Annotated in this window: 11 protein-coding genes; 6 read left to right on the top strand and 5 right to left on the bottom strand. The window is 61.7% G+C overall.

The window, feature by feature from the left end:
- Positions 1-4086 (bottom strand): coiled-coil domain-containing protein (locus AC0L2V_RS15015; RefSeq protein ID WP_473520505.1); only part of this gene is annotated, 4086 nt, incomplete at its 3' end.
- 292 nt (positions 4087-4378) lie between these two features.
- On the opposite strand from AC0L2V_RS15015, the gene AC0L2V_RS15010 reads away from it, so the two are divergent.
- The 3 genes from AC0L2V_RS15010 (at position 4379) to AC0L2V_RS15000 (ending at position 6404) form a co-directional block, all read left to right on the top strand.
- Entirely contained in the window at positions 4379-4747 is a 369-nt protein-coding gene (locus tag AC0L2V_RS15010) for an Hpt domain-containing protein (RefSeq protein ID WP_027151987.1), read from the top strand.
- 101 nt (positions 4748-4848) lie between these two features.
- A complete protein-coding gene (locus tag AC0L2V_RS15005; RefSeq protein ID WP_455840385.1) occupies positions 4849-5169 on the top strand; it encodes a 2Fe-2S iron-sulfur cluster-binding protein in 321 nt (106 codons plus the stop codon).
- Positions 5170-5375: 206 nt separating this feature from the next.
- Positions 5376-6404: an NAD(P)/FAD-dependent oxidoreductase gene (locus AC0L2V_RS15000; RefSeq protein WP_473520504.1), complete on the top strand. Its 1029-nt coding sequence runs from the start codon at positions 5376-5378 to the stop codon at positions 6402-6404.
- Between the two features lie 42 nt (positions 6405-6446).
- Here the strand turns inward: AC0L2V_RS15000 and AC0L2V_RS14995 are convergent, their stop codons facing one another.
- Positions 6447-7064 (bottom strand): DUF922 domain-containing Zn-dependent protease, encoded by a 618-nt coding sequence (locus tag AC0L2V_RS14995; protein ID WP_473520503.1) that lies wholly within the window; start codon positions 7062-7064, stop codon positions 6447-6449.
- 84 nt (positions 7065-7148) lie between these two features.
- On the opposite strand from AC0L2V_RS14995, the gene folP reads away from it, so the two are divergent.
- The 3 genes from folP to folK all read left to right on the top strand — a co-directional run bounded on the left by folP (position 7149) and on the right by folK (position 8956).
- Positions 7149-7991: a dihydropteroate synthase gene (gene folP / locus AC0L2V_RS14990; protein WP_473520502.1), complete on the top strand. Its 843-nt coding sequence runs from the start codon at positions 7149-7151 to the stop codon at positions 7989-7991.
- A 109-nt stretch (positions 7992-8100) separates the two neighbouring features.
- Positions 8101-8460 carry a dihydroneopterin aldolase gene (gene folB / locus AC0L2V_RS14985; protein ID WP_027151983.1) on the top strand — a complete coding sequence of 120 codons (360 nt, stop codon included), beginning with the start codon at positions 8101-8103 and terminating at the stop codon, positions 8458-8460.
- The gene (folK, locus tag AC0L2V_RS14980; RefSeq protein WP_473520501.1) at positions 8444-8956 is read left to right on the top strand and encodes a 2-amino-4-hydroxy-6-hydroxymethyldihydropteridine diphosphokinase; all 513 of its coding nucleotides are present in this window, start codon (positions 8444-8446) and stop codon (positions 8954-8956) included. The genes folB and folK overlap by 17 nt, the downstream gene beginning before the upstream one ends.
- 48 nt (positions 8957-9004) lie before the next feature.
- Here the strand turns inward: folK and AC0L2V_RS14975 are convergent, their stop codons facing one another.
- The 3 genes from AC0L2V_RS14975 to AC0L2V_RS14965 form a co-directional block, all read right to left on the bottom strand.
- Positions 9005-9553 carry a DUF924 family protein gene (locus AC0L2V_RS14975; RefSeq protein ID WP_031255672.1) on the bottom strand — a complete coding sequence of 183 codons (549 nt, stop codon included), beginning with the start codon at positions 9551-9553 and terminating at the stop codon, positions 9005-9007.
- An 18-nt stretch (positions 9554-9571) separates the two neighbouring features.
- Positions 9572-11407, bottom strand: a complete 1836-nt coding sequence (locus AC0L2V_RS14970) for a monovalent cation:proton antiporter-2 (CPA2) family protein (RefSeq protein ID WP_473520500.1) — start codon at positions 11405-11407, stop codon at positions 9572-9574.
- 323 nt (positions 11408-11730) lie between these two features.
- On the bottom strand, positions 11731-12282 hold the full coding sequence (locus AC0L2V_RS14965) for a hypothetical protein (RefSeq protein WP_473490259.1): 552 nt from the start codon (positions 12280-12282) through the stop codon (positions 11731-11733).
- Positions 12283-12343: the final 61 nt, after the last annotated feature.

The raw sequence follows: 12343 nt of genomic DNA, 5'->3' as shown, positions 1-12343 counted from the left end.
GATGCTCGACCGGCTTTCCGCCAACTTGGCGAGATCGTCTTCGAGCGCCTTGGACAGGATTGAGCGGTCCTGGATGAGCTTCTCGGCGTGGCTGTTCACAAGACCATTGACACCGCCGAGATCGGCCTCCAGCGCCCGCGCGAACTCTGCGCGATTGTCGGTCAGCTGCTGAGACTGATCGGCGACGACACCCTTGATGGTATTGAGGTCGGCTTCCAATGCGCGTCTGAGCAGGTCGCGGCCTTCGGCCAGCTTCTCGACCTGGCCGGCAACCAGCCCGTCGATGCTCGACCGGCTTTCCGCCAATTTGGCGAGATCGTCTTCGAGCGCCTGGGACAGGGTCGAGCGGTCTGCGGCGAGCCTGTTCATGTGATCGGAGATCAGGCCGTTCACATTCTGCAGGTCGGTCTCCAAGGCCTGCGACAGTTGACCACGATCTTCCGCCAGCTTTTCCGACTGGCCTGAAATGACGTCCTTGATCGTGTTGAGATCGGATTCGAGCGCGCGCTTGAGGATGTCGCGGCCTTCGGCCAGCTTCTCGACCTGGCCGGCAACCAGCCCGTCGATGCTCGACCGGCTTTCCGCCAGCTTGGCGAGATCGTCCTCGAGCGCCTTCGACAGGATCGAGCGGTCTTCCGCAAGCTTTTCGGATTGGTCCGATATAACGCTTTTGATCGTGTTGAGATCGGATTCGAGCGCGCGCTTGAGAATGTCGCGACCCTCGGCCAGTTTCTCGACCTGCCCGGTAACCAGCCCATCGATGCTCGACCGGCTTTCCGCCAATTTGGCGAGATCGTCTTCGAGCGCCTGGGACAGGGTCGAGCGATCTGCGGCGAGCCTGTTCATGTGATCGGAGATAAGGCCGTTCACGCTCTGCAGGTCGGTTTCCAACGCCTTCGAGAGATGATCACGGTCTTCCGCCAGCTTTTCCGACTGGCCTGATAGGACCTCCTTGATCGTGTTGAGATCGGATTCGAGCGCGCGCTTGAGGATGTCGCGACCCTCGGCCAGTTTCTCGACCTGGCCGGCAACCAGCCCGTCGATGCTCGACCGGCTTTCCGCCAGCTTGGCGAGATCGTCTTCGAGCGCCTTCGACAGGATTGAACGGTCCTCGGCGAGCCTGTTCATGTGATCGGAGATAAGGCCATTCACGCCCTGCAGGTCGGTTTCCAACGCTCGCGCCAGTTGACCACGATCTTCCGCCAGCTTTTCCGACTGGTCTGATAGAACGCTTTTGATCGTGTTGAGATCGGATTCGAGCGCGCGCTTGAGAATGTCGCGACCTTCGGCCAGTTTCTCGACCTGCCCGGTGACCAGCCCATCGATGCTGGACCGGCTTTCGGCCAGCTTGGCGAGATCGTCTTCGAGCGCCCTCGACAGGATTGAACGGTCCTCGGAGAGCCGGTTCATGTGATCGGAGATAAGGCCATTCACGCTCTGCAGGTCGGTTTCCAACGCCTTAGAGAGCTGACCACGGTCTTCCGCCAGCTTTTCCGACTGGCCTGATATGACCTCCTTGATCGTGTTGAGATCGGATTCGAGCGCGCGCTTGAGGATGTTGCGGCCTTCGGCCAGCTTCTCGACCTGACCGGCGACCAGCCCATCGATGCTCGACCGGCTTTCCGCCAATTTGGCAAGGTCTGCCTCGAGCGTTTGCGAAAGCAGGCTGCGATCGTCGGCGAGCCTGCCCGAATGGTCCTCGATCAGGCCTCGGATGCCCGACAGATCGTCTTGGAGCGAACGCGAAAGCTCGCTGCGGTCTTCCGCCAGTTTGGCGGAATGGGTCTCGATGAGACCCTTGATGCCGACAATGTCGGTTTCCAGCGCCTTGGCGAGCAAGGCGCGACCTTCGGCGATCTTCTCGACCTGGCCAGCGACCAGGCCGTCGATGCTGGCGCGACTGTCGGCCAGCTTGCCGAGATCGGCATCGAGAGCGCGTGAAAGAATGCTGCGGCCTTCGGCAAGCTTGCCAACATGGCCGGCAACCATTTCGTCAATGATTGTGCGGGCTTGTACAAGTTTTCCGGAGTCTTCGTTCAAGGCCTGCGAAAGCCTGTTGCGGCCCTCTTCGAGCCGTTCGAGATGGCTGCCGAGCGACGCATCGATGGCGGCGCGCGACTCGTTGACCTTGCGCAGATCCTCCTCGAGGGCGCGCGAGATCAGGTTGCGGCCTTCGCCAAGCTTCTGCACCTGGTCGGTGACAGCCGCGTCGATGCCGGCGCGGCTTTCGGCGAATTTCTCCAGATCGGCCTGCATGGCCGCCGTCATGTGTTCGCGGCTTTCGGAAAGCTTGCGGCTGTGGTTCTCGACAGCCTCCTCGATGCCGACGCGGGCATCGGCAAGCCGCTGGATGTCGGCGTCGAAGGCGCGCGACACCACATGACGGGCCGCTTCCATGCGGCCGGCGAAATCGCCGGCGCGTGCTTCGAGCATCGACGAGGTCGACGAAACGATGTCGGCCATGTCGGCGCCGATCTGGGTCTTGCCCTGATCGATCATCGCCGAAAGCGTCTCCTTGCTCTCCTGGAAGGTATGGGCGATTTCGCGCGCGCGCTCGACCAGGGTCTCGTTGATCTGGCGTGCGCGGGCCTCGAGCGCGGCGTTGAGCTTTTGGGTGCCGGTGTCCAGCGCTTCGGCGCGGGTCTGGAACTCGCTGATCAGCACCTGGCCGCGTTCGGCCAGCGTCCGCTCGATGCCGTCAAGGCTGGCTTCAAATTCGGAGTTGAGCGTGCGTGCGGCGCCGCCGAGCAGGGACACCATGCCGGAGGTCCGATCGTCGAGCAGATCGGTCAGCGACCGGGTGAGGCCGTCGGTCGTCTCCGTCAGCTTGGCAATGCGTGTGTCGAGAAGGCTGGCGAAGGCTTCGCCGGAGGTTGATAGCCGGTCAGTGATGGATTCGAGCCGGCCTTCCACCGAATCGAAGATCGACAGCGAGCTTTGGTTGATCCTGTCGATCAGCGTCTCGCCGGAATTGGTGATGGTCATCGACAGTTTGGTCGAGGCGTTGAGGATGCTGTCGCGAATGATGTCGCTGGCAGCCCCGATATCGTCCTTCAGCGTCTCATGCGCGCCGGCGATCGTGGCGCGCACGCGTTCGGCGTGGGTGACCACCGCTTCGCGCTCGCTGCCCAGCCCGTCGACAAGCGAGCGGATGCGGGATTCATTCTCCGAATAGGAGCGCTCGATCTGGTTGACCTCGCTGTGGACCAGGGTTTCGAGCTCGACGGCACGTGCAAGCGTGCGCTCGATGCCTTCACCCATGGCCGCAACCTCGCGGCGGACGGCTTGACCGATCATCATGACGCGATCCTGGGCGATTTGCTCCGGCTCGGTCAGGCGAAAAGCCACCTCCGTCATCGACTGAGCAGCGATGCGCATCTCCTGCGCGCGGCGGATCATGGCTGCAAACGCCCAGAACAGGAGGACGGGCAGGATCGCAGCGATCGCCAGGCCCATCAGTTCGGGACGGGCGAAAAACTGGCCGGGGGTGCGGATTTGCCAAATGCCTGGGCCAAACAGCAGATTGGCCAATGCACCGGCGCCCGCGATCCAGGCGAGCGAAACGAGCGCCACGACCCAGTAGATCGTGTTCGAGGCACGCCGATTGAGGGTGTGCAGCAGCGTCTTGTAATCTTTTTGACGAGGATCGTTGGCCGGCGTGAAGCCGGCCGGCTGCGTGCCATTGCGCGTTTCAAAGGGGCGCGTTTCAAAGGGGCGCGTTTCAACGGGGCGCAGTTCAGCCGGCCTGGCGTTTGCCGCTTCTCTCTGATCCTGGGCTTTCTGGTCCTGATTGGCGGCAGGCTCGGCATTCTGGCTCGGGTTGGCGACAGGCTCGGCATTCTGGCTCTGGTCGGCGACAGGCTCGGCATCCTGGTTCTGGTTGGCGACAGGCTCGGCATCCTGGTCACGGCCCTCACGTGCCAACTCGTCGGCGGCCTGCGATATCTGCGCTTCCAGATCCTCCATCGACGCGGCGATGTCGAGATCGCCGCCGGCATCGCCGCTCAGATCGATTTCAAGTGCTTTTTCGAGTTCCCTGGCTACGTCGTTGTCAAGCGTTCTTGTCGTCGATGTTTTCTTCGCCATGCCTTCGCTACCCTGTACAAGCTGCCGCGGGACTTGTTGATGTTGCTTTTCGTGTCCCACGCAAGAGGCTGAAAATGGACCTTTCGTATCGTAATGACACACCGGGGTAAAGAAAACCTGCATTCCGTGCGATACGTAAAACTTTAAATATAAGGTTAACAGAACTGTGATTCCGGCGCCGCTATCGCAACATTTTTTCGGGCCAATCATTAACCCGTCGTCCACAGGATGGGCCTATTTTTTTGGCGGCTGCCTCGTTTTTTGGCGGCTGGAAGAACGGAGTTGCAGAGTCATGCGTGGCGAAAACGGCATTGCCTTCTCGATGCCCGGCGGCGATGTGTCGGGAACGGCCGGGTCGCGGCCCGTGGACCTGGCGCATCTGGCGCGCCAGACGATGGGCGACCGCAGCCTCGAACAGGAGGTGCTGGCGCTGTTCGTGCAGCAGGCATTGTCGGTTCGCGACAGGATCGTCGACGCCGATGTGAAGCAAAGACTGCTCCTGGCGCACGGGCTGAAAGGCTCGGCGCGCGGCGTCGGCGCCTTCGCTGTTGCCGATTGCGCCGGCGCGATCGAACTTCAACCTGAAGATACCAATACCCTCAAGCGGCTTGGCTCCCTGATCGAAGAAGTCCGCGATTTCGTCGCCGCCATCAGCCGTTAAACCCATTTCCGAAAAAAAACGGCATAGAGCGACGCTTTCGCGCCGCAGTTGACTTGTCTGCGGGAGTGATTATCTCGGCTGGGACTCCCTTCAGGTGACAAATGACCAAGCTGACCTTCATCGCCCATGATGGCACACATTTTGACGTGGATGCCGAAAACGGCTCGACCGTCATGGAGAACGCGATCCGCAACGCCGTGCCGGGGATCGAGGCCGAATGCGGCGGCGCTTGCGCCTGCGCGACCTGCCATGTCTATGTCGATGAGGCATGGGCGGCGGAGGTCGGCGAGCCGGAAGCGATGGAAGAGGACATGCTGGACTTCGCCTACGACGTCCAGCCGAACTCACGGCTCTCCTGTCAGATCAAGGTGCGCGACGCTCTCGACGGCCTGGTTGTGCGCGTGCCCGCCCGCCAGGGCTGAAGCGTGGAGGCTTAAGCGGGGGATATAGCCGATTTTTCCGGCGCCGGCTTGGCAGCGGGCCAATGGTCATGCAGTGTCGCGCCGTTCTCTACAGCGCCGCACGTTCCCTGGACCACGCAAAGCAGCTGTAGCACGGTGATTTGGCGCAGGATCCCCGGCGAGAATCGATTCCGATTTTCGGGGTCATGCGCATCGAAGGCGCATTCATGACCGATATCATCAGGACGGACGTATTGATTGTCGGGGCAGGGCCTGTCGGCCTGTTCGCCGTGTTCGAGCTCGGCCTCTTCGACATGAATTGCCATCTGATCGACATACTCGATCGGCCCGGCGGGCAATGCGCCGAACTCTATCCGGAAAAGCCGATCTACGACATTCCTGGCTGGCCATCGATCTCGGCCCAGGGCCTGGTCGACAGACTGCTTGAGCAGATCGCGCCGTTCAAGCCCGACTTCACCTTTAACCGCATGGTCTCGAGCCTCGAAAAGCTCGAGGACGGCAGCTTTCGCGTCATCACCGACGAGAACGAGGTGTTTGAAGCCAAGATTGTGGTTATCGCCGCGGGCGGCGGCTCATTCCAGCCGAAGCGGCCGCCAATTCCGGGCATCGAGCTTTATGAGGGCAAGAGCGTCTTCTACTCGGTGCGCCGGATGGAGGAATTCCGCGGCCACGACCTGGTTATCGTCGGCGGCGGCGATTCGGCGCTCGACTGGACGCTGAACCTGCAGCCGGTGGCCAAGAGTGTGACACTTGTCCACCGGCGGCCGGAGTTCCGCGCGGCGCCCGACAGCGTCAACAAGATGTACGCCATGCAGGAGATGAAGGAACTGGATTTTCAGGTCGGGCAGGTGACCGGGCTGACCGGCACGGACGGCCATCTCTCGGCGGCGACCATCAAGGGTCCCGATGGTGACAGCGAGGTGCCGTGCACTCGGTTGCTGCCGTTCTTCGGCCTGACCATGAAGCTCGGACCGATCGCCGAGTGGGGGCTCAATCTTCATGAGAACCTGATCCCGGTCGACACCGAGAAATTCCAGACGTCGGTGCCGGGCATCTTCGCCGTCGGCGACATCAACTGGTATCCCGGCAAGCTGAAGCTGATCCTGTCGGGCTTCCATGAGGTCGCGCTGATGGCGCAGGCGGCCAAGCGCATCGTCAGCCCCGGCGAGCGCATCGTATTCCAGTATACGACGTCGTCGACCAGCCTGCAGAAGAAGCTCGGCGTCGCCGGCTGAGTCTCTTACTCGACGAGAATCGCCCTTACCGTCTGGCCGAAGCTAACCCGGCAGCTGGCCGTTTTCGATGCGCTTCATGCGATAACGCAGCAGCCGCAGGATGCGGCTTTCGAAATTGATGGTTTCGACGCGATCGAACTGCATCTGAGCGCGGTCGTGCTTGGCAAGAATAGCGGCGGAGATCTCCGCTGCCTTGGCTTTGGCCTCCTGGCACGTCTTGCGCGGGTGGGTCGCCTTCAGCGCATCCTCGAGTTCGCCGGCATGATTCTTGGCGATCTCGACATGGCGGTCCTCATGACGCTTGATGTCGGCGGACAATGTATCCCAAAACAGCCTTACGCCGGCATCAGCCTTGCGCGGGCGGCGCCAGTCGGGAAGGATCACCTTGACCTTGACGGTGACATTGGCGTCGGCAATCGCGCAGGAGTTCGATCTTTCCGCATAGCTGACGCGGGTGGTGAACGCCATCTGCGTGGCGCCTGGATGCCGCATCCCGGTGCTCTTCACTCGAGGTCCAAGTTTCGTAAGCTGGGATCCGATATCATCGAGCGTTCTGCCGCCGATGCTGAAATAGCTATATGTCTTCACCAAATTCGCCGTGCCCGCCGGCAAGGCGGAACAAGCAAGCATCAGGGCGCAAAGCAGGGATCGTTTCATCATGTTGCCTCTTCGCCTACCTTGCGCTACGGCCGTTGCCGACGCAACGGAATTGATCTTTGGTGGATCACACATGGTTTATCGACAATGACGACAGGGCGATGGCAGTTGGCGCATGGGCGCCATCTCGACCTTGGCGGCAAGGCGGAGATCGTCGGTATTCTCAATGTCACGCCGGACAGTTTTTCTGACGGCGGACTGTTCGTCGCGCCCGAACAGGCGATTGCCCAGGCGCGCCGGATGGTGGAAGAGGGGGCCTCCGTCATTGACGTCGGTGGGGAATCGACACGCCCCGGCGCATTTCCGGTAGCCATCGAGGAAGAGCAGGCCCGCGTGCTGCCTGTCATCAAGGCGCTCGCCGGGCTCGGCGAGGCGCTGATTTCGGTCGACACCTATCGCGAGGACACCGCCCGGCTTGCCGTCGCCGCCGGCGCCCACATCCTCAACGACGTCTGGGGCCTGCAACGCGAACCAGGCATCGCGCGGGTCGCGGCCGAAACCGGCGCCGGCCTTGTCATCATGCACACCGGGCGTGACAGGCAAAAACTGCCCGACGTGATCGAGGATCAGTTTTTCTTCCTCGGGAAGTCCCTGGAAATCGCCCGGCGAAGCGGCGTTGCCGACGACCAGATCGTGCTCGATCCGGGCTTTGGCTTCGCCAAGGAAAGCGCAGAGGAAAATCTCGACCTGATGGCACGGTTTTCCGAGCTCGATGTCTTGGGCTTTCCGCTGATGGCCGGTACATCGCGAAAGCGCTTCATCGGCGCCGTCACCGGCCGCGACGCCTCGGCCAGAGACGCAGGAACAGCGGCGACGAGCGTGATACTGAGGCTCAAGGGCGCGCGGCTTTTTCGCGTCCACGATGTCGCAATCAATGTGGATGCGCTGGCGGTTGCGGATGCTATGCTGGCGCGTGAAACCGCCGCATAGCTCGCAAATCGAAATCGATTCCAGCAGGATGCGTAGATTAAAAGCCTTAGAGCGTAGTCTGTGCGCCCAAGCGGACGCGCATCGCTCCAATCGAGCAGGACGCTGAGCGATGTATATCATCCGCATGAAAAATTGCGCCTTCTTCGCTCGGCACGGCGTGCTGGATGAGGAGGAGACGCTCGGCCAGCGTTTCTATGTCGACGCTGCGCTCACCGTCGAACCCGGCCGCGCGCTGGTCGATGACTCCATCGAAGATACCGTCCACTATGGCGTTGCCTTCGGGGTGATCGAAAAGATCATCACCGGGGAGAGGCGTTTTCTGATAGAAGCGCTGGCGCTGGAGGTGGCCCGGGCGCTGACAGCCCGCTTTCCCCAGATCAAAAAGGCCGAGATCACTGTGCGCAAGCCGAACGCGCCGGTGCCCGGCGTGCTCGATCATGTCGAGGTGACCGTTGCCTGGCCCCAATAACACGGTCTACCTCAGCCTTGGCGGCAATCTCGGCGACCCGGCAAGGTCGATGGGCGCTGCGCTGCGCATGCTGGACGCCGGCGGGAACACGCGCGTCGTTGTCGTCTCCTCGCTTTACCGCACGCCGCCCTGGGGCAAGCTCGACCAGCCGGATTTTCTCAATGCGGCCGCCGAAATTTCGACCGTGCTCGCGCCACATGCATTGCTCGATCTCTGTCTCGACGTCGAGCGCAGGCTGAAGCGGGTGCGCGAGGAGCGCTGGGGTCCACGGCTGATCGACATCGACATTCTGGTGTTCGGCGATCGGATCATCCACGAAACCGGGCTGGAAGTGCCGCATCCGCGCATGCTGGAGCGCGCCTTCGTTCTTGCGCCGCTGGCCGAGATCGCGCCTGACCTCACCGTCGACGGCAGAAGCGTGGCAGAGCGGCTTGCCGCTCTCGACAGCGCCGGCATCGAGCAATTGTCGTCCGGTCGGGATTGGTGGCTGACCTAAAGCATCGAACCAAAACCTCTAACCATTTTTGGCTCCGATGCACTGAGCTCAGCCGGAAAACCCGCCGCCGTCGAGGAACACCTGTTCCTCCGGCGTCGTCTCGCGGCCAAGCATCCTGTTTCGATGCGGAAAACGGCCGAAGCGCTGAATGATCTCCAGGTGCTCGACGGCATACTTCAGATAGGATTGGGCTTTGGCGGTGGTGAGGTCCACCGATTTGAGCTGGTCGGCGAGATGCTCCGAATGCTCATAAGGCAAATAGAGGAAGACGCGAAGCTCTTCGTCGAGCGCGAGATCCTGGCCGGCGGCGATCGCCTTTTCGGCAAAATGCCTTGCCAGCGGGTCGGTGGCATACATATGGCCGGTGCCGCGAAAGCAGTTTCGCGGGAACTGGTCGAGCAGGATCATCAGCGCCAGTGAGCCTTCGGCATGCTCCGACCATCCGTCGCATTCACGCCGCGCGGCAGCGTAATGCAGCTCGAGAAACCAGTTGCGGAACTCCGCGTCGAAGGCGTCATTCTTCTCGAACCATGCATCTTTCCCGGCGTCACGCCAGAATTTGGTGACGGAGAGCGCGCGCTCGTCCAGTTCGATCATCTGTTTGCTCTCCAATGTTTAGTCGGCAGGCTCGGATTTGTGCAGAACGCCGGCGGTTTCTTCATTGAGCGCCTGACCGGAGCGGCGCGGCTGGCTGAGCGGTGTCGGAATGGGTGTGCCGATATTGCCCTTGAGGAAGCGCGCTCCGGCGCGAACCCCTTCGGCGAGCTGCAACTCGAAACGGGCGGAATCGCGCTGGCGGACGTCCTCGATCACCTCGGCGACTTCCTCGGGGTCGACGCCCAGTGCTTCCAGCGTGGAGCCGCCGAAGACAAGCGCTGATTCGAAGGTTTCGCGAATCTGGAAATCGACGTCGGCACGTATCAACTGCAGTGCGGTTCCGCGGTCGAAAGCGCGTGCCAGCACGGTGAGCAGGGGAAACTCCGCCTTGATCAGCTTTGCGATGCGGACGGCGACATCGGGCTTGTCGACGCAGATCAACACGGCGCGCGCGCGGCCGGCGCCGGCGGCACGCAGAATGTCCAGCCGCGTGCCGTCGCCATAATAGACCTTGAAACCGAAATCGGCCGCCGCCTGGATCATCTCGACCTCATTGTCGATGATCGAGACGTCGATCCCGCGCAGCAGAAGCGGCTGGCTGGCGATTTGGCCGAAGCGGCCGAAGCCGATGATCAGCACGCTGCCGGTCAGGCCATCGGCGATGTCGACGCCTTCGAGCGACTGCTCGTCGCGTGGCGTCAGATACCGCAATGCCAGAATGGCCAGCGGCGTCAGCACCATGGAGATGATGACGATCGCCGTCAGCGTCGCGTTAGCCTGGCTGTCGATGATGCCGACCGCCGCCGCGGCGGAATAGAGGACGAAGGCGAATTCGCCGCCTTGCGCCATGAAGACGGCGCGCTCGAGCGCCTCCCGGTGGCCGGTCTTGAGGATGCGGGCGACGAGATAGATGCCGATCGCCTTTATCACCATATAGGCGACGACGTAGATGGCGACAAGCCGCCAGCTCTGGGCAACCACGTGCAGGTCGAGCGACATGCCGACAGCGAGGAAGAACAGCCCGAGCAGCACACCGCGGAAGGGTTCGATGTCGGCCTCGAGCTGATGGCGGAAGGTGGATTCCGACAACAGCACGCCGGCCAGGAAAGCGCCCATCGCCATCGACAGGCCGCTGAGCTGCATGGCAAGCGCCGACCCCAGAACGACCAGAAGGGCGGCGGCGGTCATCACTTCGCGGGCGCGGGCATCCGCCAGGATGCGGAAGAACGGATTGAGCAGGTAACGCCCGGCCAGCACCAGGCCAACGATGGCGGCAAGACCGATGCCCACCTCCGTCAGCCGTTGCGTCACGCTCATATCGGCGCCGCCCGGTGCCAGGAAAGCGATCAGCGCCAGCAGCGGCACGATCGCCAGGTCTTCAAGCAGCAGGATGGAGACGATGCGCTGGCCTTTTGGCGCGGCGATCTCACCGCGTTCCTCCAGAAGCTGCATGACGATCGCCGTCGAGGTCAGCACGAAACCGGCGCCGGCGACGAAGGATTGCGAGACCGGAAAACCTCCCGCCAGTCCGACCCCGGTCAGCAACAGCGCGCAGACGCCGACCTGCAACGCCCCAAGGCCAAAGATCTCCCGGCGCAAGCCCCACAGCCGTGACGGCTGCATCTCCAGCCCGATGATGAACAGGAACATGACGACGCCGAGCTCGGCGACGTGAAGAATGGCTTCCGATTCGGAAAAGATGCCGATGCCGAACGGGCCGATGACCACGCCGGCCGCAAGATAGCCGAGGATGGAGCCAAGCCCGATGCGCTTGAAGATCGGCACGGCGACAACACCTGCGGCGAGCAGCGCCACGACGTGGATCAGATCGCTGCCCGCTGCTTCTGCCGCCATGCCTGCCGTTCCATTCTCTCTAGCGACCGCTGCACGTGCTGCGGTATCGAGCCGCCAAGATAGGGGCTTCGGCTGAGATCGAACAGTCCGAATCCGGAGACTGGTGCAGCAGTGTTGCAGGCGCTCCGGTGGCCGTGGCTTTGGCAGTGAATGGTGAATAGTGAATAGTGAATAGTGAATAGTGAATAGTGAATAGTGAATAGTGAATAGTGAATAGTGAATAGTCAGTAGTCAGTAGTCAGTAGTCAGTAGTCAGTAGTCAGTATTCAGTAGTCAGTAGTAGTCTGAAGTGATATCACCATTCACCATTCACCATTCACTACTCACGGCGCGATGGAGCCGACTTCGAGCGTATCGACGCGCTTCAGCTTCATGCCGATGACCGGCACCAACTGCTGGTCGACGCGCACCGCAACCGTCACTGTCATCGAATTGTCGTTGGGGACAAGAGCCTGCATGACGCCGCGCAACTGGTTACGGTTGATGGTGAAGACGACCTTGTTGGCGCTGACCACGTTGCCGCCGATGATGTCGAGCCCGGAACCGGCGGCACCGCCCATGAAGCTGCCCTTGTAGCCCTCGCGGCCCTTGTGCTGGATCGTCGCCGACATCTGCTGGGTGAACATGCCGACCCGGCAACCGCCGTCGAGCGACATGCCGATCTTGCCGTCCGGCGTCGAACCGGTGAAATTGCAGGTGAATTTCGTGCCTTTGTATTTGCCGGCGACGATTTCCCCCGGGCCGACCCATTCGCCTTTCACCGATTGAAAGAACTTCTTGTCCCGTTCTGCCGCAAAGGTCTTTTCGGCCATGCCGGCGGTTGTTGAAACCACGACTGCCATGGGCAGGACGCTAGACAAGATCACGCTTTTCATCGACGACACCCGGCAACAAAGAGACTGGTTTGGAACCCGTCCGACCATGAACAAGATTGGT

It is taken from the genome of Mesorhizobium sp. WSM4814 (genome assembly GCF_055811595.1).
Note: the sequence above shows the minus strand (reverse complement) of the source record. Positions and strands in the feature narration are given on the sequence as shown.

Coding starts and splice junctions, on each gene's coding strand:
- folP (WP_473520502.1), top strand. CDS start 7,149: ATGACGACAGGGCGATGGCAGTTGGCGCATGGGCGCCATCTCGACCTT.
- AC0L2V_RS15010 (WP_027151987.1), top strand. CDS start 4,379: ATGCGTGGCGAAAACGGCATTGCCTTCTCGATGCCCGGCGGCGATGTG.
- AC0L2V_RS14975 (WP_031255672.1), bottom strand. CDS start 9,553: ATGATCGAACTGGACGAGCGCGCGCTCTCCGTCACCAAATTCTGGCGT.
- AC0L2V_RS15000 (WP_473520504.1), top strand. CDS start 5,376: ATGACCGATATCATCAGGACGGACGTATTGATTGTCGGGGCAGGGCCT.
- AC0L2V_RS15005 (WP_455840385.1), top strand. CDS start 4,849: ATGACCAAGCTGACCTTCATCGCCCATGATGGCACACATTTTGACGTG.
- AC0L2V_RS14995 (WP_473520503.1), bottom strand. CDS start 7,064: ATGATGAAACGATCCCTGCTTTGCGCCCTGATGCTTGCTTGTTCCGCC.
- AC0L2V_RS14970 (WP_473520500.1), bottom strand. CDS start 11,407: ATGGCGGCAGAAGCAGCGGGCAGCGATCTGATCCACGTCGTGGCGCTG.
- AC0L2V_RS14965 (WP_473490259.1), bottom strand. CDS start 12,282: ATGAAAAGCGTGATCTTGTCTAGCGTCCTGCCCATGGCAGTCGTGGTT.
- folB (WP_027151983.1), top strand. CDS start 8,101: ATGTATATCATCCGCATGAAAAATTGCGCCTTCTTCGCTCGGCACGGC.